The organism is Gammaproteobacteria bacterium (ex Lamellibrachia satsuma), from assembly GCA_019623805.1.
Taxonomy (GTDB): domain Bacteria; phylum Pseudomonadota; class Gammaproteobacteria; order Chromatiales; family Chromatiaceae; genus QGON01.
In genome coordinates, this window is sequence record CP053680.1 from 1,241,367 (window position 1) to 1,262,022 (window position 20,656).

The 20,656-nt window shown below is 53.5% G+C and carries 17 protein-coding genes and 1 riboswitch; of the genes, 5 read left to right on the forward strand and 12 right to left on the reverse strand.

The window, feature by feature from the left end; all coding sequences use genetic code 11:
* Window positions 1–125: 125 nt before the first annotated feature.
* From gap to HPY30_05235, 3 genes are all read right to left on the reverse strand, one after another.
* A complete protein-coding gene (gene gap / locus HPY30_05225) occupies window positions 126–1,130 on the reverse strand; it encodes a type I glyceraldehyde-3-phosphate dehydrogenase (protein ID QYZ65438.1) in 1,005 nt (334 codons plus the stop codon).
* 74 nt (window positions 1,131–1,204) lie between these two features.
* Window positions 1,205–3,193 (reverse strand): transketolase, encoded by a 1,989-nt coding sequence (gene tkt / locus HPY30_05230; protein ID QYZ65439.1) that lies wholly within the window; start codon window positions 3,191–3,193, stop codon window positions 1,205–1,207.
* 300 nt (window positions 3,194–3,493) lie between these two features.
* Window positions 3,494–4,051 (reverse strand): thioredoxin family protein, encoded by a 558-nt coding sequence (locus HPY30_05235; protein ID QYZ65440.1) that lies wholly within the window; start codon window positions 4,049–4,051, stop codon window positions 3,494–3,496.
* Window positions 4,052–4,230: 179 nt separating this feature from the next.
* On the opposite strand from HPY30_05235, the gene HPY30_05240 reads away from it, so the two are divergent.
* The 3 genes from HPY30_05240 to metF all read left to right on the forward strand — a co-directional run bounded on the left by HPY30_05240 (window position 4,231) and on the right by metF (window position 8,000).
* The gene (locus HPY30_05240) at window positions 4,231–5,403 is read left to right on the forward strand and encodes a methionine adenosyltransferase (protein ID QYZ65441.1); all 1,173 of its coding nucleotides are present in this window, start codon (window positions 4,231–4,233) and stop codon (window positions 5,401–5,403) included.
* A gap of 23 nt (window positions 5,404–5,426) precedes the next feature.
* A riboswitch (S-adenosyl-L-homocysteine riboswitch) is annotated at window positions 5,427–5,505 on the forward strand.
* 16 nt (window positions 5,506–5,521) lie between these two features.
* Window positions 5,522–6,931 (forward strand): adenosylhomocysteinase, encoded by a 1,410-nt coding sequence (locus tag HPY30_05245; protein ID QYZ65442.1) that lies wholly within the window; start codon window positions 5,522–5,524, stop codon window positions 6,929–6,931.
* Between the two features lie 229 nt (window positions 6,932–7,160).
* Window positions 7,161–8,000 carry a methylenetetrahydrofolate reductase [NAD(P)H] gene (gene metF / locus HPY30_05250; GenBank protein ID QYZ65443.1) on the forward strand — a complete coding sequence of 280 codons (840 nt, stop codon included), beginning with the start codon at window positions 7,161–7,163 and terminating at the stop codon, window positions 7,998–8,000.
* A gap of 390 nt (window positions 8,001–8,390) precedes the next feature.
* Here the strand turns inward: metF and HPY30_05255 are convergent, their stop codons facing one another.
* The 6 genes from HPY30_05255 to HPY30_05280 form a co-directional block, all read right to left on the reverse strand.
* A complete protein-coding gene (locus HPY30_05255; protein ID QYZ65444.1) occupies window positions 8,391–8,558 on the reverse strand; it encodes a hypothetical protein in 168 nt (55 codons plus the stop codon).
* Between the two features lie 94 nt (window positions 8,559–8,652).
* Window positions 8,653–10,464 (reverse strand): Na/Pi cotransporter family protein, encoded by a 1,812-nt coding sequence (locus HPY30_05260; GenBank protein QYZ65445.1) that lies wholly within the window; start codon window positions 10,462–10,464, stop codon window positions 8,653–8,655.
* Between the two features lie 305 nt (window positions 10,465–10,769).
* Window positions 10,770–12,224, reverse strand: coding sequence for a metallophosphoesterase (locus HPY30_05265; protein QYZ65446.1), 1,455 nt, complete (start codon window positions 12,222–12,224; stop codon window positions 10,770–10,772).
* A 3-nt stretch (window positions 12,225–12,227) separates the two neighbouring features.
* Window positions 12,228–12,845 carry a serine/threonine protein phosphatase gene (locus HPY30_05270; protein QYZ65447.1) on the reverse strand — a complete coding sequence of 206 codons (618 nt, stop codon included), beginning with the start codon at window positions 12,843–12,845 and terminating at the stop codon, window positions 12,228–12,230.
* A 94-nt stretch (window positions 12,846–12,939) separates the two neighbouring features.
* On the reverse strand, window positions 12,940–14,205 hold the full coding sequence (locus HPY30_05275; protein ID QYZ65448.1) for an inorganic phosphate transporter: 1,266 nt from the start codon (window positions 14,203–14,205) through the stop codon (window positions 12,940–12,942).
* 115 nt (window positions 14,206–14,320) lie between these two features.
* Complete coding sequence (locus HPY30_05280) at window positions 14,321–15,001, reverse strand: TIGR00153 family protein (GenBank protein QYZ65449.1); 681 nt, start codon at window positions 14,999–15,001, stop codon at window positions 14,321–14,323.
* A gap of 1,016 nt (window positions 15,002–16,017) precedes the next feature.
* Between HPY30_05280 and HPY30_05285 the strand changes: the two genes are divergently transcribed.
* Entirely contained in the window at window positions 16,018–16,971 is a 954-nt protein-coding gene (locus tag HPY30_05285) for a GNAT family N-acetyltransferase (GenBank protein ID QYZ67916.1), read from the forward strand.
* Window positions 16,972–17,264: 293 nt separating this feature from the next.
* Here HPY30_05285 and HPY30_05290 read toward each other — a convergent pair whose 3' ends face one another.
* A complete protein-coding gene (locus HPY30_05290) occupies window positions 17,265–18,215 on the reverse strand; it encodes an IS1595 family transposase (protein ID QYZ65450.1) in 951 nt (316 codons plus the stop codon).
* Window positions 18,216–18,311: 96 nt separating this feature from the next.
* Between HPY30_05290 and HPY30_05295 the strand changes: the two genes are divergently transcribed.
* Entirely contained in the window at window positions 18,312–18,965 is a 654-nt protein-coding gene (locus HPY30_05295) for a 4'-phosphopantetheinyl transferase superfamily protein (GenBank protein QYZ65451.1), read from the forward strand.
* Between the two features lie 13 nt (window positions 18,966–18,978).
* Here HPY30_05295 and HPY30_05300 read toward each other — a convergent pair whose 3' ends face one another.
* Together HPY30_05300 and HPY30_05305 are read right to left on the reverse strand one after the other, a co-directional pair.
* Window positions 18,979–19,806, reverse strand: a complete 828-nt coding sequence (locus HPY30_05300; protein QYZ65452.1) for a hypothetical protein — start codon at window positions 19,804–19,806, stop codon at window positions 18,979–18,981.
* Entirely contained in the window at window positions 19,803–20,597 is a 795-nt protein-coding gene (locus HPY30_05305) for an alpha/beta fold hydrolase (GenBank protein QYZ65453.1), read from the reverse strand. Before HPY30_05305 ends, HPY30_05300 begins: the two co-directional genes overlap by 4 nt.
* Between the last annotated feature and the right edge of the window lie 59 nt (window positions 20,598–20,656).

A 20,656-nucleotide genomic window follows, 5' to 3' on the forward strand; every position in this document is an offset into this window, starting at 1 on the left:
TGATTCAGAGAGATTTGGCAAAGCCGGGGCCTTGCCGAATACCTCTGGAATTGAAGGACTCGGGGCCGAGGGCCAAGGATAAAAACACCTCGCCCCCTCGGCCCTTGGCCCTGATTTCTCGGCCCTTATTTAGAAACGTGCTTAACGAAACGCAGCATGTTGCAGGTGTAGCCGTACTCGTTGTCGTACCAGGAGACAACCTTGACGAAGGTGCCGTCCAGTGCGATGCCGGCACCTGAATCGAAGATGGAAGATTGGCCACAACCACGGAAATCGGTGGAGACAACCTTCTCATCGGTGTAACCCAATGTCTCGCTCATCGGGCCAGACTCAGAGGCGGCCTTCATGGCAGCACAGATATCGTCGTAAGAAGCTTCACTGTTCAGCTCGACAGTCAGGTCGACAACGGATACATCGGAGGTGGGTACGCGGAAAGCCATACCGGTCAGCTTGCCATTCAGCTCAGGCAGTACAACACCTACAGCCTTGGCGGCGCCAGTGGAGGACGGGATGATGTTCTCCAGGATACCGCGGCCACCGCGCCAGTCTTTCAGGGAAGGACCGTCAACAGTTTTCTGAGTTGCGGTTGCTGCGTGAACGGTGGTCATCAGGCCACGCTTGATGCCCCACTTGTCGTTCAGAACCTTCGCGACAGGTGCCAGACAGTTGGTGGTGCAGGAAGCAGCAGAGCTGATGGCCTGACCAGCGTATTCGTCGTGATTTACGCCATGTACGAACATCGCGGTGCCGTCTTTGGAAGGTGCAGACATAACGACTTTTTTGGCGCCGGCATCGATGTGCTTTTGGCAGGTCTCTTCGGTCAGGAAGAAACCGGTGCACTCGATAACCAGATCGGCACCAATGTCGCTCCATGCCAGGTTGGCAGGATCACGCTCAGCCGTCAGGCGGATGGTCTTGCCGTTAACGACCAGGTTGTTGCCGTCTACAGCGACGTCGCCGTCGAAGTTACCGTGGACCGAGTCGTACTTCAGCATGTATGCGAGATAGTCAGCGTCCAGCAGATCGTTGATACCGACAACTTCGATGTCACCAGCGAAATCCTTGGCAATAGCACGGAAGGCCATGCGACCGATGCGACCAAAACCATTAATACCTACTTTGATTGTCATGAGAATACTCCGTAAGAACGTAAACTTTATAAATTGGTCAACAGGGCGCCATCGGACGCCCTGTGATTACAGAATCAGGCAGATACTTCGTCGATAGCGGCGACAACGTTTGCCACGGTGAAGCCAAACTCTTCGAACAGCTGGCCCGCAGGCGCGGACTCGCCAAAACGATCGACACCGATCACCTTGCCGTTCAAACCGACGTATTTGTACCAACTATCGGTAACAGCGGCCTCAACAGCCACGCGTGCGGTGCAGGCTGCAGGAAGCACGGACTCTTTGTAAGCAGCATCCTGGGCGTCGAAGGCGTTGGTGCAGGGCATGGAGACCACGCGTACCTTCTTGCCGGACTCGGCAGCGGCTTTGACGGCCAGATCCACTTCGGAACCGGTGGCTATGATAATTGCCTCAGGGGTACCGTCGCAGTCGACCAACACATAACCACCCTTGGCTATGTCGGCAATCTGTGCACCGGTACGATCCTGATGCTGCAGACCCTGGCGGGAGAAGATCAGACAGGAAGGTCCATCCTGCTTCTCTACTGCACACTTCCAAGCCACTGCGGTCTCAACCGCATCAGCAGGACGCCAAGTAGACATGTTAGGGATCATACGCAGTGTCGGGATCTGCTCGACCGGCTGATGGGTAGGACCGTCCTCACCCAGACCGATAGAGTCATGGGTATAGACGAAGATCGACTGAATCTTCATCAGTGCAGCCATACGCAGTGCGTTACGTGCGTACTCAGAGAACATCAGGAAGGTCGCACCGTAGGGTACGAAACCGCCATGCAGTGTGACACCGTTCATGATGGCGGACATGCCGAACTCACGTACACCGTAAGAGATGTAGTTGCCGTCGGCGTGACCTTCAGTGATTGCCTTGCAGCCGGACCAGGAGGTCAGGTTGGAAGGGGTCAGATCAGCGGAACCGCCCAGAAATTCGGGCAGCAGCGGACCGTAACCGTTGAGAGCGTTCTGGGAAGCCTTGCGGGTAGCAGGAGACTCGGCCTTGGCGTTGACCTCGGAGATGAACTTATTGGCTTCCTTTTCCCAATTTGCGGGCAGATCGCCAGCCATGCGGCGCTTGAACTCGGCAGCCAATTCAGGATGCGCGGATTCATAAGCGGTAAACTTGTCATTCCATGCAGACTCGGCGGCAGCACCGGCATTCTTCGCATCCCAACCGGCATAAATGTCTTCAGGAATCTCGAACGGACCGTGACTCCAGCCCAACTGCTCGCGGGTCAGCTTGATCTCATCATCACCCAGTGGTGCACCGTGGCAGTCGTGGGTACCAGCCAGATTCGGGCTACCGAAACCAATGGTTGTCTTGCAGCAGATCAGGGTCGGCTTGTCAGATACCGCCTTGGCCGCTTCGATTGCCGCATTCAGCGCGTCTGCATCGTGACCGTCGACGCCGGGAATGACGTGCCAGCCGTAAGATTCGAAACGCTTGGGGGTATCATCGGTGAACCAACCCTCGACGTGACCGTCAATAGTGATGCCGTTGTCGTCCCAGAAGGCGACCAACTTGCCCAGGCCCAGAGTACCGGCCAGGGAGCAGGCTTCGTGGGAGATACCTTCCATCATGCAGCCGTCACCCATGAAGACGTAGGTGTTGTGGTCGACGATATCGTGGCCGTCTCGATTGAACTGGGCTGCCAGGGTCTTCTCGGCCAGGGCCATGCCCACGCCGTTGGTGATGCCCTGACCCAGGGGACCAGTGGTGGTCTCGACGCCGGGAGCATAACCATACTCGGGATGACCCGGAGTTCTGGCATGCAGCTGACGGAAGCTCTTCAGATCATCCATGCTGAGGTCGTAACCGGTCAGATGCAGCAGGGAGTAGATCAGCATGGAGCCGTGGCCGTTGGAGAGGATGAAACGGTCACGATCCGCCCAGTCTGGATTAGCCGGATTGTGCTTCATGTGGCTGTTCCACAGGGCTTCAGCGATGTCGGCCATACCCATGGGCGCGCCTGGGTGACCTGAATTGGCTTTCTGCACTGCATCCATGCTCAGGGCACGGATAGCGTTGGCAAGTTCTCTGCGTGAGGACATTGACCCCTCTCCTATTTTGAATGTACGAAATCTCGTCTGTTTCCACTTGGCGACCAGCAAAGGCTACAAGCCTGATAGTCAGCCACCCGGCCAGGAACACTGTCACCAGCCACTGTTGTTCACGTCGGTGTATGCCGGAAACTTCAAAAAAAGAGGTTCCGGGCACCCCACCGCAGGGCAAAAGGTGAGCTATTCTCCCCTAAGCTAAAGCCGTCGGCAATTTAGCTGCCTTTATAGGGGTAATAAGCTGGCTTGATGGGAAAATTTGAATATCCTGATATTATTACCATCCCAACCAGATCAGGATTCGAGCCATTTTATTGAACAACCCATGCTCGGGATCTGATCTGCGGGGCCGGCGCCGGTTTCGGACACCAGCTTCATCGCCTCGAAAAGGTCACGCCGCACATCCTCCGACGCAGCATCTTTCCGGCTTTCATCAAGACGCCCCCGATACTGCAGCTGCAGATCTGCGTTGTAGCCGAAGAAATCCGGCGTACATACCGCACCATAGGACTTGGCAATCTCCTGACTCTCATCCCAGAGGTAGGGGAAGGGAAAATCGAACGCCTCGGCAACCTGCTGCATGTTTTCGAAGGAGTCTTCCTCGTACTCCGCCGGGTCATTGGACATGATAGCCACGCAATTGATGCCCAGGGCCTTCAGCTCTCGCTCATCCCGCACAATGCGATCCCTGATCGATTTTACATAGGGACAGTGATTGCAGATGAACATCACCAGCAGACCCTTCTCCCCTTTGCAGGCGTCGAGTGTCCAGGTTTTACCGTCGACCCCCTGCAGATTAAAGTTTGGTGCAGACCTGCCGAAATCACATACCGGCGTTTGTAGTGAAACCACTATTGAAACCCTCAAAACTTTGAACTGAAATCAGGGTCGGCATTATGCAAAAACCCCAGCTGGGTGTAAAATCGCCGATCACTTTTTGACGGCATCGATTTCATAGAGAAAATCATGCCGGTATAAACGCATCTTCAACACCCTTAATCTATAAGGGATTACGGAAGGAACTCATTACAATGGCGAGCGAATACATATTCACATCGGAATCGGTATCCGAGGGACATCCGGACAAGATGTCGGATCAGGTTTCGGATGCAATCCTTGATGCCATTCTGGCCGAGGACAAACATGCCCGTGTGGCCTGCGAGACCCTGTTCAAGACCGGCATGGTAATGATCGCCGGTGAAATCACCACTCATGCCAAGCCTGATTACGAAGCCGTAATGCGCCAAACCATCCGCGAGATCGGCTACACCAGCTCCGAGATGGGATTCGACGCCGATACTTGTGCCGTGATGACCGCCATCGGCATTCAGTCTCCCGACATCAACCAGGGTGTCGACCGCAGCAACCCCGAAGAGCAGGGCGCCGGCGACCAGGGCCTGATGTTCGGCTACGCCACCAACGAAACCGACGTATTGATGCCCGCCCCCATCACCTACGCCCACCGTCTGGTACAACGGCAGGCGGAAGTCAGAAAGCAGGGTGAACTCGCCTGGCTGCGCCCCGATGCCAAGAGCCAGGTCAGCTTCCATTATAAAGACGGCAAACCGATCAGCATCGATGCGGTGGTGCTCTCCACCCAGCACGCGGATACCCTGAGTGAACAGGCGTTGCGCGACGCGGTGATGGACACCATCATCAAACCAATACTTGACCCAACCGGACTGATCACCCCGGACACCAAAATTCACATCAACCCCACCGGCAAGTTTGTCATCGGCGGCCCCATGGGCGACGCCGGACTGACCGGTCGCAAGATCATCGTCGACACTTACGGCGGTTCCGCCCGTCACGGTGGCGGCGCCTTTTCCGGCAAGGATCCCTCAAAGGTGGATCGCTCTGCCGCCTATGCCGGTCGTTATGTCGCCAAAAACATTGTTGCCGCCGGACTGGCGGATCGTTGCGAAATCCAGGTTTCCTATGCCATCGGCGTAGCTGAACCCACCTCGATCATGATCGACACCTTCGGCACAGGAAAGATCACTGACGAACGCATCACCGAACTGGTGCGCACACATTTCGACCTGCGACCCTACGGCATCCTCAATATGCTCGACCTGCTGAATAGCGAGCAGATCAAATACCGCAAGACTGCAGCCTACGGTCATTTCGGCCGTGAAGACGAAGGCTTCACTTGGGAAAAGACCGATAAGGCAGATGCACTCAAGGCCGACGCAGGACTGTAAAACCAAGCATTTTTATTCCCCCACTCCCCGAGGGGCGCTGCAGCGGAAACACTTCCGTCAGGCTCGGGAAGAGGGCAACTCAAAAAACGGCGCTCATTTGTCTCTCGGAGATTGATAAATGAACGCCGAATTTACTGACTACAAGGTAGCCGACATCTCTCTTGCCGACTTTGGTCGCAAGGAGATGGCTATCGCTGAAACTGAGATGCCTGGCCTGATGGCCCTGCGCGAAAAGTATGGCGAGGAGAAACCCCTTGCCGGCGCACGCATCACCGGCTCCCTGCACATGACCATCCAGACCGCCGTGCTGATCGAAACCCTGGTCGCCCTGGGCGCTCAGGTTCGCTGGTGCTCCTGCAACATCTTCTCCACCCAGGACCATGCCGCCGCCGCCATCGCCGCAGGCGGCATCCCGGTCTACGCCTGGAAAGGCGAAACCCTGGAGGAGTACTGGTGGTGCACCGAGCAGGTAATCAACTGGCCCGGCGACCAGCAGCCCAACATGATCCTGGACGATGGCGGCGACGCCACCCTGCTGGTTCACAAAGGCGTTGAATACAGCGACGCGGGTGCCGTACCGGAGCCAAAAGATGACGACCCGGAGGAGTGGCAGATCATCCTCGGTGTACTCAAACGCAGTTTGGCGGAAGACAACAAGCGCTATCACAGGATGGCCGATTCCATCAAAGGCGTTACCGAAGAGACCACCACTGGTGTTCATCGCCTCTACGAGATGTTCAATGAGGGCAAGCTGCTCTTCCCCGCTATGAACGTCAACGATTCGGTTACCAAGTCCAAGTTTGACAACCTTTACGGCTGCCGCGAATCCCTGGTGGACGGTATCAAGCGCGCCACCGACGTGATGGTGGCAGGCAAGGTCGCCCTGGTCTGCGGATACGGAGATGTCGGCAAGGGTTCTGCCCAGTCCCTGCGTGGTTTGGGTGCCAATGTCTGGATCACCGAAATAGACCCGATCTGTGCCCTACAGGCAGCGATGGAAGGCTATCGCGTCGTTACCATCGAAGATGCACTGCCGGTTGCTGACATCTATGTCACCACCACCGGCAACAAGGACATCATCACCTACGAGCACATGGCCGGCATGAAAGATCAGGCCATCGTCTGCAACATTGGGCACTTCGACAACGAGATCCAGGTGGAGAAGCTCAAGCAGCATGAGTGGGTGAATGTGAAACCCCAGGTCGACCAGATCATCTTCCCCGATGGCCACCGCATCACACTGCTGGCCGAGGGCCGCCTGGTTAACCTGGGCTGCGCCACTGGCCACCCGAGTTTCGTTATGTCCAACTCCTTTACCAACCAGGTGCTGGCACAGATCGAGTTTTTCACCAAGACTGAGGACTACCCGGTGGGTGTCTACATTCTGCCGAAGAGACTGGATGAAGAGGTTGCCCGACTGCATCTTGAAAAGATCGGGGTCAGGTTGACCACCCTGTCACAGGAACAGGCCGATTACATCGGCGTACCGGTGGATGGACCCTACAAAGCTGATCACTATCGCTATTAATTCTGCTTTGTCAGGTTATCCTATGTAGAGTGCGCCTCGCGTACAATTGTGGACGCAAACGGAAAAACAACACCGTCTGGTGCGCACAGCGCACCCTACAGTGGGTTTTGCCATGTAGGGTGCGCCTCGCGCACCATTGCGGATGTGAACGGAAAAACAATGCCGTTTGCTGCGCACTGCGCACCCTACAAAGTATTTCGGTAATTCGTATAAAGCCAAGGACATTCCAATGACAACGAATCGATCCTTCAGTTTCGAGCTCTTCCCCCCCAAAACGGAGAAGGGATTCGAAAATCTGAAGACTGCCGTCAACCAGCTCAATGCACTGAATCCCGAGTTCTTTTCGGTCACCTACGGCGCCGGCGGCTCGACCCAGGATCGCACCTTTGCCAGTGTCGACTGGCTGCGAGAACAGCAGATCGAAACCGCGCCCCATCTCTCCTGCATCGGCTCCAGCCGTGAAGAGATTTTGCAGATACTCGATCGCTACCATGAGCAGAAGATTCAGCGGCTTGTGGCGCTCCGGGGAGACCTGCCCTCAGGAGCCGGACTCGGCAGCCTGGGCGAACTCAACTATGCCAATGAACTGGTTGAAATGATCAAAGAGAGGTATGGCGATCATTTCTACATCGAAGTGGCTGCCTATCCTGAGTTTCACCCACAGGCGAACAGCGCAAAGGCCGATTTGAAAAACTTCAAGCGCAAAGTAGAAGCCGGTGCGGACGGCGCAATAACCCAATATTTCTATAACCCGGACGCCTATTTCTGCTTCGTGGAAGAGTGCAGCGACATGGGTATAGACATCCCAATCGTGCCTGGCATCATGCCGATCACCAACTACGTCCAATTGGCGAGATTTTCAGATGCCTGCGGCGCGGAGATCCCCCGCTGGGTACGCAGACGCCTGGAAAGTTTGGGAGACGACCTGGAGGGCATCCGGGCATTCGGCGCTGAGGTGGTAACTGAACTCTGCAGGCGACTGCTGGATGGCGGTGCACCGGGTCTTCATTTCTACACCATGAACCAGGCGACACCTACGCTGAAAATCTGGAATAATCTTGGGCTGTGACAGGATCTAATGACACGGGTGCTCGGAATCCGTAGCCACCGTTTCATGGATAAGCTTGGGTAGCCGGGCGACACCTGAAAGCAAGCATCCAACTTGTCGGCATGCGCTCAGATCAGAGTAAGACCTCGTCACTGAATCGTCCTTTTGGCCAGATTTTTTTGGGAAATACCGATAGGTTCCAAAGGGGCTTATGCCCGGCAAATAATTCTTTGCCTTCTCTTGGAGATTGCCGGGTTTAATACTGTTGGCTACAACTGCGTTGATGTGTAGCTGGTAACCCGATTGAATATGAAAGATACGCTAATCGCAGATGCAGTCGAAACAGCGCAGGTTCATCGTAAATCTCTCGCCGCGTCCTCCTCCACAACCACTGTAGCAATCAACCCACAGCTATGATTTTTGTAATTTTTTAAGCGCCTTCAAACCCTTTTTTCGTTGCAGGTAGATGATATCCAACGCTTTCTCAATGCGTTTACGCTCTTTCTCGTTCTTCTCTTTACCCAGTTTATCCTTGAGTGCGCGCTGTTGCTTCTTGAGCTTCTGCAGAACTTCTTTCATACAGTCCTTACGCTTACACTGCTTTAACTTATCAGCGTCAACGTACTCTTGAACCCTTTTAAGTAATTTTGGTATCTTCATGGCATTCCTCCAACTACAGCGGGTTATTTTCCCGTTCCAGTACTTCAGCGATGTCGTCGTCATCCAGGGCAATTAAACGTTCTGCGTCTTTCATCGACTGCATACCCGTGGCAAAAAGGACCTCCCCCATCTGCACCAGGTTCTTGGTCACATCATAAGCGTAGGTAGCATCATTCATCAAGGAGGTGGCCATATGCGGCGTAATGCTCTCCTCGCGAATAAGGGATTCAAGCGTACCGTTCACCGTCGTATCGTTCTCTTCCATCTCCACCTTCATGATGTCGAGTGAGAGGACACTGGTCGGGTCGTCCCCCTCCTGTTGCACCACACCCAAGCGGCGCAACACTGAACCCAGGTAGCTACGGATCCTGTTGTATTCAGCACGGATATGATCGTTGTCCGAGACGATGTACTGGGACAGGTTCTTATGCATGTGCTTGGTATCTTTAATCGCCTCGACAATATCACGTCCGGCGGCACGCAGGGCAAAAAGTTCGTCCGCCTGCTCCGGTTCCATGGTTGACTGTGCGCGGCTGATGAAATTGACTATTTCGCTGTAGAGACCTTTGACGTTCTGCTCGTATTCGGCATCTATATCGATCGGCATGACTTTGGTGGATTCGGCAGCCACGTCATCCAGGTCTTTGTCCGAAAGTATGTCGTGCCGATGCAGACTGAGTCCATGGGCAAGAATCGCAAAGGCATTATCATAGAGATGCAGTGTCTCTTTCCGCACCGCTTCGATGGCAGTGTCAGGCAACTCGATAACCGAATCGTTCAAATACTTGGGCTCCGCCACAGAGAGCACCTTCTCAGGCATCCGCTGCATCAGGAAATTCACCAGAGTATTGATGAACGGAAGCATTGCCAAAATCCCGATAATATTGAAAATTGAGTGAAACACCGCAAGTTTCAGGGTGTAGTCATCCGCCGCAATACCAACGGCACTACTGACCCAATCCACCCCGTCCGCAATCTGGTAGAGGAAGATGATCGCAATGATCGCAGTCACCATATTGAAAATGAGATGGGCGCCAGCCAGACGCTTGCCCTGCACGTTCGAACTCATGGAACCGAGGATCGCTGTTATTGTCGTACCGATATTGGCGCCGATCGCCAGCGCGAGGGCGTTCTCGTAGGTGATCTGTTGCGCTGCCAACGCGGTGATAATGATAACCAGGGTGGCGTGGCTTGATTGCATCACCACCGTGGCAAAGACGCCGATAAGGGTGAACAGGAGGATACCGGGGTAACCCGCCACCGCAAATGCCGTCAGATCAATGGTGTCACGGAAGGCCTCGAAACCCTCCTTCATATGATGGATACCGAGGAAGAGGAACCCGAGTCCGGCCAGGATATAACCGAACCCTTTCAGATTCTTAGATTTCTGGAATACCAAAATAATGCCGAACACCAGCATCGGCATTGCATAGGCGGAGATCTTTACCTTTAGGCCAAACCCGGCAATCAGCCAGGCACCTGTTGTGGTGCCCAGGTTGGCGCCGAAGATGATACCGATACCAGCCGCCAGACCGATCAGTCCAGCACCCAGGAAGGAGATGGTGATGACCGATACCAGCGAACTGGATTGCATGATCGTGGTGCTGACGACACCAAAACTGATTGCCTTCCAGGTGCCGTCAGTGGTTTTGCGAAGCAGGCGTTCCAGCAGCCCGCCTGTGAACGCCTTGAAACCCTCTTCAAGGAAAAGCATGCCGAACAGGAAAATAGAGACACCGGCGGCAATCTCTTTGAAATTGGGGCTGATCCAGAATCCATACGCAAGCATGAACAGAATGGTAGGTAGGACGATTTTCCGGATCATTCTGGCAATTTCCCCAAAAAAATAAAAAAAGGGCACCGTGCACCTCCTCATTGGAGGCGCTTCGAATGCATTGCGTAACAGACTTCTTTGCTAAGTGGGCAAGCAGCGCAAGTCAGAAGATAGTTGCACTATCCCCGCTCCATTTGAGAACGTTAGCTGGCGCTTGCAGGGGCTATATCCAAAAAGAACTTATTGGCCCCATAGAAACCAAGTATAATTGTTTTGGGCTATGTCATCAAACTGTAATAAAACTGTAACAATAGCCTGATTTTAATCCTCTCAGCCGAAAAACACCCTCGAAGGTCTCAGTTTTCGATCGCGTTGATCAGCGGAATCAAATGCTCGACGGGGTAGTGAAACGGATAAACCCGGCTACCCACCTGTGCCATAACACCGACCCATTGGTCATTACTGGCATAGATCACATAGTGATTATCGATGTCACCCACATTTTCCCAAAGGGTGTCATCACTGGTCATCGGCGTATGACCGACAATGACCGGGGTATCTGGAGCCAGATCGAAATATTTGCGGAATTTTTTCACTTCCCTTCTAAAATACCCGGAGGGGGAGTTGGGGCGCCGAATGCGATTTTGGGTCACTTCCCGGATCAATTTCGGATGTTGGCGAATGTTGACCAATTCTTGACGCGAGGTGGAACGGGTAGGCGGCCCGGCATGGCAGGCGATGAAATTCTTTGAATAGGCGATATAGGGAAGCTGCTCATAGAACCGTGCCATCTCGTTCCTGTACGCCTTGCCCCTGATCTTTACCAACGCCTTTTCCCACAGCATCCCCTGCGGCACACCCTGCTTTCCGATCTCCTCAGAAAAACTGTCGTGATTGCCCCGCAAATAGAACACCTGCCGTGGAAAACGCAGCTTCAATTTGAAGATCAGATCCATAATCAGTATTGAGCTCTCCATCCGCTCAAGTTTCCCGGCGTCTTCACAATGCACAGCATCACCCAGAATCACCAAAGCGGCATTGCCTTTCTTCAGCTCCTTGAGAAAACCACTCTGACTCAAAATTACCAGCAGATTATCCGCCTTGGTATGCAGATCCCCGAGAAGAATCGGTGTCGTTCCAGAGGGGAGCTCCACCACACCCCCAGGTTGCCCACTGTCATCCTCTTCCCGGTATGCCTCCTTCTCCATCACCTTGTTGACACGCCGTATCATCGACAGTGCATCATCAGCAGGCAGCATTTTGACAGGGCCACCGAAAATGGAACGGAGCCGTTTTAGCTTGGCCAGCCTCCATTTCTTGATGCGGTGGAGCTGTTTATCCTTCAACAGGGGTGAAATACATGCGTGATGCTTCGCATCTAAATTCTTGAATACCAAACTGCCATTATCATTGACGATGCTGAGATGGCGCTCCGCAATATTCTGCGGAAGGTTGAGCAGGTCCTTTTGCGCTGCATTGCCTTTTCCCAGGATAATTTTCTTACCCTCATTGATTGGGAGAAAACCGGACACTCCCTTGTAATAGCTCTTGGGGTCAAACATGATATAGCGTCCCGTCTGAAACCCCTTCTGCGAGTGATTCATCGGCCGTTCCGGATAGATATGCAGGGTCTTTCCGTCGGGGCCGACATTGAGCTGTACCGGATAATTCTCCATCTGCAGGCGAACCTTTTTGTCTTCCAGGAGGTAAGCCTTCTTGAGATCCAGTTCTTTGCATTGCGCCAGCCCGGAAAAACTCTCCTTAAGCCGTTTCATCAATCCCTTTTGCTGCTTGGAACTTTGTGTAGCCATCGATTATTGCTCAGGGTAAATGATTTGCAGGGGAACGTCGTCGGTATCTTCTCTCAGATAGACATTGAGACCACTCTGGTGCAAATAGAGGGCTGCGTGCCGGTATACCTGAATCTGCGATTCTATGGTCTTCAGTTCGAGGCCCACATCCACATGATGCGTACCCCGCTTGCTCCTCTCCAGCCGACGCTCCAACAAGAGGGGTGCAGGAGGCAACAGGAACTCAAACACATAACGCCAACGCCAGTTGACGGAGAAAAAAAAGCGTTTTTCCGGCGGTAGTCTTATCCGCTCAAGATCGATCACCGGCCTGGCATCAGCTTCCAACCACTCTTTGTCGAAGAGGGCCAGTGACGGCTCAAAGCCAACGAAGGGAAAACCAAGATGAATCTCGCGCGGGCGCAGGGAGAGACTTTGCGCCGCCCACCACTTGTTCAGCGTCAGATCGATATAACCCTCTTCCGACCAGCCGCCGAGCTTACGAATCAGGCTGCTCTTTCCTGCACCGGGCGGTCCGGTGATCAACAACTGTCGAAAAGTGATATGCCCGGGGAAGGTAACGCCCTTTATGATCTGTACATCGTCAAGCGGAGCAGTTTCAAACGGCATCGTTATCGTCATACTGTGGCAGTGGCCGGATACCGGCTGAATTTACCTGCCGAATAATAGCAAAAAGCAGGGCTCCGTAGAGGGAGCCCTGCCGTCCGCGTATTATTTAGCTGAAGATGCCCTTGAACAGGAAGAAGAAGGCCGCTGCCAAGATGCCACCTGCGGGCAGGGTTATAAACCAGGACAGCACAATATTACCGACCACGCGAAGGTCAATCGCTCCAACACCCCGCGCCAGGCCCACACCCATTACCGCACCAACGGCAATCTGGGTGGTGGAAACCGGCAGACCGGTTTTGGAGGCAAGTACCACAGTGGTCGCCGCCGCCAAGGTGGCGCAGTAGCCACGGGTCGGCGTCAACTCGGTTATCTTGGTGCCGATAGTCTGCATTACCTTGTAGCCCATGGTAGCCAGGCCGAGCACTATACCAACACCGCCAAGCACCAGAATCCAGAGAGGAAGACCCGCCTTCTGACCAATGTCACCAGTGTTCTGGACAACGGAGACTACTGCCGCCATGGGGCCGATGCCGTTGGCCACATCATTGGAGCCATGAGCGAAGGCCATGGCGCATGCGGTAAAAATCATCATGGGGGTGAAGGCCTTCTCCACGCTGGCATAGTGGTAATCTTTGTCTGCGCTTTCATCAACCTGGATGCGGTTGATCAGTACCTTGCCGATAATGGCAACAAAAATGCCGAAAATCGTAGCCGCCACAAAGCTCTCTACTGCAGTAAACTCAAGTTTGAGGTGCTTAAGCCCTTTGAACATGGTGACCAGGGAGACTATCCAGCCCACCAGGAAGATATAGACAGGCCCCCAGGTCTTCGCCTTATCAAAGGGGTTTTCGGTGTTGAGGATCAGTTTTCGGATACTGAGCATCAGCAATAACGCGATAACCCCGCCGATCAGAGGCGATACGAGCCAGCTGGCGACGATGCTGCCGATCTTACCCCAGTTAACCGCATCCACACCGATGCCTGCCACGGCAAAACCGACAATAGCGCCAACAATGGAGTGCGTGGTGGAGACGGGCCAGCCCCTGGTTGAGGCGATCATCAGCCAGATGCCTGCAGCAAGCAGCGCTGCCAACATTCCGTACACCAACAGTTCAGGCGAGCCACTGATACTGCTGGGATCGATGATGCCTTTGCGGATGGTTTTGGTCACAGTACCACCCGCGATGAAGGCCCCCGCAAACTCGAAGATAGCGGCGATGATAATAGCCTGTTTGACCGTGATGGCCCCGGAGCCTACCGGCATACCCATGGCATTGGCGACATCATTGGCGCCAATGCCCCAACTCATATAAAGACCGAAGACGACGGCCATACCGATAAACAAAAAACCCCATTCGGAGATAATTTCCATTGCTGGACCCCTTAGTATACCCGTGGCAGGAGGCAACAAGTCCCCCACACGCCGGGCGTATAGAACAAAAAATCGATAGCAGCCTTACAACCTTAAGCTGAAGGCGATGTTGCAATCAGCGAGCAATCAAAAGAAGCATACGGTCACCAACCTTCTCACCGTAATCCGCCAGGTCTCCAATCCACTGCAGCATCTGGTACCAGAACATGACAGAGACGGGTTTAAGATCATCTTCCATCGCGAACAGGCTTTGAGCGAGCGCAATTCCCATGTCGTCGGTCTCATCTTCCAGCTTGCTGAGCGCTTCGACCATCTCCTGTACCCTGGAGGCATCGCGCCCCCGGAAGCCGCTTTCGATCAGCTCATCCAGCTCTTCGATGATGGTTGCGGCGTGATTGCAGGTATCGATACAGCGCAGCACAAAGGCGGCCAATGGCTCGGCCATGCCCTCCGGCACCGACATATCACGCTCCGTCATCAAGCCGGCGATATCCTGTGCTACATTGGCAATGGTGTCCTGCAGGTCCAGTAACTCCAGCAGGTCACGGCGATCGACCGGCATGAACAGGCTTTTTGGCAAGTGAGCCCTCAAATCGTGCTTGAGGGTGTCTGCTTCGCCTTCTTTCGCAAAAATCTTGTCTTTCTGCTCGACAAGTGCCGTGTTGTCTCCCGCCACCAGGGCATCAAACAGGGCAGGAACCTCAGTAACGCACTCATTAACGATGCGCATATGGGCCTGCAGAGGCTTGAACGGGCTGCTTCCCAACAGGGAAGCAATAGGGTTGGTAGTCCGCATGTATGTCTCCGTATTACTTTGTATTTAACATCGATAAATCAGTAGCGTGAACCCAAACATCTGCGTGCAAGGTGAAGGCAGTCACCGCCATGCAGGCGACCCTTCCCTTTGCCGCAAGCAAAAGGCGACGCACAGAAGCCCAATCAGTGGATCTTCTTCATCCTTCAAAATCAGACAAAAATTTCGTATCTCAAAAGGCTCCCCCCTTTTTTCATTGGACGTCACTGCTGCCGCGTAATGCGACAAGCAGTTTTAATACTTGTTCAGCTTCATTGTGTTAAGACACGCCTGATGATTGGTATCCAAGCGGAGATCGTCCAAGGAGCAGGGATGGTGCGGACAGGTCGTCTCTCTATGTTGCAGTGTTTAGTTGTTCCGCCATATTTGCTCCTCATGAAGCCAAAACAACCCGCCTCATGAGCATTTATCTCACGCTTTTTGAAATAGTTATTTTTCATGCACATATTACCCCTGTTAGTGCATTTCCGCATCAGGCAATGTAATAAAACCGTAATATAACCGACATATTATTGAGCTGGGTCAATTAGCCAAGGAGGGGGTTTCAAACTTGCAATGAGATCCGGCCATTACTCTGTCGATGGCGGCTTAATACCAGCATGCTGGATTGTAAGCAGAGAGGATTTTTTCAGAAATGATACCTCCTAGTTGACAGTAGGGTTGGGGGGTGGCGAGAATGGCCCCCTGCTTAAAAAGCGCGATGATAAAGAACAATGAAATGGAACCAAAGCCAAGCAATGGACCTTGCGGCTGATTCTATCTCCCATCGCAATGGGCAACTTCCTATCTCTCTAGATATTAAAGTGAATTTCGTGACTGCCAAAGATTTATCTCTGGAAACAAAAATAATCACCCTCTGGTCCGACTTCGACCCGCTTGCTAAGGAGTGGAACGTTCTTTTACAGCGGTCATGTTCCAACACGATATTCCTCACCTGGGAGTGGCTGCAGACTTGGCGCGAGGTCACACAAGAGGCCGCTAAGCCGTTTGTCGTCACCGTGCGCGATGAAAATGGACGACTGGTTGGAGCGGCGCCATTTTATGTCTCGGAACTGCGTCTGCTAAAAGTGCTCCGATTCCGCACACTGCGCATGATGGCGGACTACGCTACCGGCTCTGAGTACGCTGACTGGATCGTTGATCCGAATATGGATAAGGCGGTCCTGTCTGCCATTGCAGATGCCCTCCTGGCTGCAAAGTCGGATTGGGATACCATCTGGATGCCCCGCATTGCGGGCTGGACCGGGGCCATGGAGAGAATCAAGGCAGCCTGCAAAGAAAAAGGGCTGTTGCACCACTCGCGTACCACCATCTTCAGCTACTTCGATCTCCCTGTCTCGATGAAGCTTTATGAAGAGAGTTTCTCCCCCAAGCACCGACAGCAGATGCGCCGCAAGCGCCGCAAATTACTCAATACAGAAGGTGTCGAGGTGGTGCTCTGTGAAAAACCAGAGGATCTTCCCCGATTCATCGAGACCCTGTTTGAATTACACTACCGACGCTGGCAGCTCGAGGGCCAGGAAGGCACCTTCCGCCGCAAACCCTACGAGGCTGAATTCTATCGTCAGTTTTCCCGCATCGCCCTGAAGAACGACTGGCTGTGGCTGATGGCACTCACTGACCACGGGGAGATCAAATCGATCCAGATCGGCTACGTCTACGACGGTGTCTTTCTGCAGCTGCAGGAGGGCTTTGACCCCGACTATGCACAAGGCTCAGGCAATGTGTTGCGTACTGAAGTGATTGAGCGGTGCATCGACGCAGGTCTCTCCGGTTACGACTTTCTCGGGGGCGGAAGCGAGCATAAACGGCGATGGGGGGCGCAAGAACGGGATGGTTATGATCTGTCTATCGGGCACCCGTCCAAGCTGAAGACCAAACTACTCTTCTTATATGAAATCTGGCCCTCTGGCCGTTTTTTCGAAGAGATCGGCCTGCTGGGTGGCGTCTGAGAACACCATACAGAGGCGCTTATTATGGAAGAATTTGATGCCCACCCGAACATTAAGTCAAAGAAAAGTTGATAGAAAATATTAATTTATCATGAGGATGCTTCGCCTATTCAGGATTCCGGGCGTTTTTTCCGAACAGCGTAAAGGCATCAATAACCTCTTTCCGAACGTATATTCGGATCTTTACAGCAAGAAAGCAGAATACAAATAAATTGGCTGTGTACTCTACCCTTGGAACCAATTGTCTTGAACAGCCAGTGAGTGCTGAGTCGCATTATACTACTTGATTAGAACTAATGTTCAGCCAGCCGAAGCCACGCCTCAGATCGCGGCACTGTCGTAGCAGCGGCCCGAATCAGGCGGGGTAGCATGGCTTTCAGATCGAATCTGCGATTGAATCGATATTGGTATTCGGCCAAGTAACGATGAGCATATTTGCGAAATCCAAACGCATGATAGGTGCCCGTAATCGCCGTTTTCAGATTGCCCAGCAGGATATTGATCCATGCGAAGCAAGGCATATCGGTACTGCGCCTATGCGTTCCAACCACCTCTCGCTGATGGGTCATACCAGCCTGCTCAACAGCGGTAAAACAATTCAGCCCATCACTGAGTACGTGGCTTGAGGCGACCAAATACCGTTCGGCCCAGTTCTGGATATCGATCTGCTTGAATCCAGGCACTGGATCAAAGCGAACAACCTGCGGGTGACCGTCCTCATCCAACTGAACCGCCGCCACGAAAGGAACTTTGTTCTCTGATCCCCGTCCTGCCTTGCCTTGGTGTCCACCGCCAAGATAGGCATCATCCACCACCACGATATCACCCTGCAAGGTGCGTCTTTCCTCGCGTTCGTCCATAACCTGCATGATCTTGTGTTTGACCCGCCACGCGCTCGGATAGGACACACCGATATGACGCTTCAACTCCAATGCAGATATGTTGTTCTTCGACTGGCTGATCAGGAACATCGCCTGAAACCATTTGCGCAGTGGCAACTTCGAACCATGGAAAATCGTGCCCGAACGCAAACTCGTCTGGTGGCGGCAGGCGCTACATTGCCAGTATGTGTGTTGTCCTTCATGAAATCGGCTATGGGTCGTGCCACCACAATGTGCGCAAACAAAACCTTGGGGCCAGCGTGCAGTTTCCAGTGCCGCCTCGCATTGTTCTTCGGCGCCATAATGTTCAAACAACTCGTTCAAACTCATACCGGCCTGAAACTGAATCGGGTTCATCGCCATGATCGGACTCCTCTTGCTGATCTTGGTGATATTATGTGGTCACTGGTGGCTCAATCCGTGAGCCTGGCTGAACATTAGTTCTAATCAAGTTATACTATGTCCCATCACTCCAACCCCGCCAGCCTCTTCCCCAGAGCCATTGTGACCATCACCGCTACACCGGAGATGTGGGAGACACCCGTCTTAGAGAAGGAGGAGGCGCTGATCGCCGGGTCGGTGCATAAACGGCGAAGAGAGTTCCGTGCCGGTCGCCACTGTGCCCACCAGGCACTGAAGTGTCTGGGACTGGAGGTTACACCCTTGCTGCGGGGAGAGCGACGGGAGCCAATATGGCCACAGGGCTATCTGGGCAGCATCAGCCACTGCGACGGCTACGCACTGGCTGCCTGCGCTTTACAGGGGGATATCGTCGGAATCGGTATCGACGTAGAACCGTTAAGCCCACTCAAACGCGACGTGGAGCAGTTGATTCATACTGAAAGAGAGCGCCGGTTCATGCAGGCCAATCCGGAAATTCCAGAGCGTCTGATCTTCAGCGCAAAAGAGAGTCTCTACAAATGCTACTACCCACTAGTGAAGCAATTCTTTGACTTTCAAGAGGTGGAGTTGGCGATTGATCTTACAACACGCTGTTTCTCCTTTTCTTCCCAACCGGAGGCCGGGATATCTTTTCCTGCCTACGCCAAGTTCCACGGCAGTTTCTTGAACACCGGCAGCCACTTGATAACGGGTTGTTATCTGACCCGATGAGCAGCGATGCTGCTCAGTAGCGAATACTTTGTTCAATCCAGGCACCAATCAGGTTGACCAGATTCTCCCGGTCACTGCCTAGAGAAAAATTGTGGTCCCCTTTTGCAAAGTATTCAACCTGCAGGCGATCGCTGAACTCCAGACCTGGAAAGGATTCACAAAACTGCGTGGGGTAGTTGTATTGGCTGTTACTCCCCGCGAAGACCATCATCAAAGAGACATCCCTGCTGATCAGCGTCTTTAAATCCTTCTCTACCTGCTCCTTAGACGGCAAAATCCAGTGGTAACTGACGTCACCATAAGTACCTTCATCCTCAGCCCGCCCAGCAGTTTTAAGACTTCGAGCAATCTTTCCTTGCCAGAAAGATGAGGAGATCAGTTTGGGCAGATAGCGGTTTAAATAGTAGCGTCGGGTCGGGTAGGCATACCCTTCAAGCAGCACCGCGCCACAGACCCGTTCATCAGCCACCGCCGCGCGGAATGCATTGTCGGCCCCGGTACAAAGACCGTAAAGCACGAAACGGTTGATACCTCTTCGCTGCTGCAGAAAATCCATCGCTTCCCGTATCTCATCGATACTGCGTTCCTGAATAGGCTTGGCGGTCTTACGGGTAACACTGTCACCTACACCGGAAATATCGAAGCGGAAAGTAAACCACCCCAACTCACCCAGAGCCCGGGCCAAAGTAACACTCAAACGATTCTGCCCCACATGGTGCAAGAGTCCGGCGTTTAGCAATAGTACCGCCGGTCTGTCGGCGTCTAGGGTGGAAGGTTCCGTACTCACCCCAACAAGACCGCCATCACTGCCAAAAAGGTAGACACGCTCTCTCATGTTCATCGCGCCGCCAACTTTGCTAGAATCCGTTTCGAGACACCATGCATCATCATCGCTTCACCAAGCTTGTCCAGACTTTCCCAACCCGTCTGCTCCTCAACTGCATGATAGGTTGTTGGAACTTCGATACGGGTTAAATGGGCCTGCAGCTCTCGATACTCCAACCGCTCATCACTGGAGATCAGTTCCGCTTGACGAGCCCGGACTCTTTTCAGCCGCATCAGATCACAGTTACCCAGTGAGTCCCGCAGCGACTGGGGCCATCGATAGCCAATCAGATCATCAGCCCCTGCATCGATCGCCTGCAAACGTGAGACTGGAAATCGATCAAGGTCAGCATAATAGGAACGGCTGAAACCGATCTGAAAATCAACATAAGCGGCGCCACTGACCACCGGATCCCACAAAATAAGGTCTTCAACCGCCATCTCGACTGCAGCTAACGTGGCTAAGGCGGCACCTACCCTCACACCAACCAGCGAAACCTTGTCCAGGCCAGCCAGATCCTTCAACTCCTGGGCCGCCACCTTTACATCCTCGACCCACTGTTCCAGACTGCCCTCCCCATCATCGCCGGAAGAGCCCCCGGTGGCGAAGTAGTCGAAACGCAGCACATGAAAACCCTCCCGCGCCAGCTGTTCGGCGAGCCGCACCAAGCCCCGGTGAGTGCGCATGTACTCGCGTCCCAGACTGTGACAGATCAGCACCGCTGCATCGCGATGCTTCCCTGAGGTTGGTGTGTGGTGCACACCGTAAAGAGGACGCTGCCCATCCCCAAAAATAAACGCGCTCATATGGCAATCCTGTACTGCACTCCCTTTTAATCAATAGGGAATTCTGTAATATATTGATA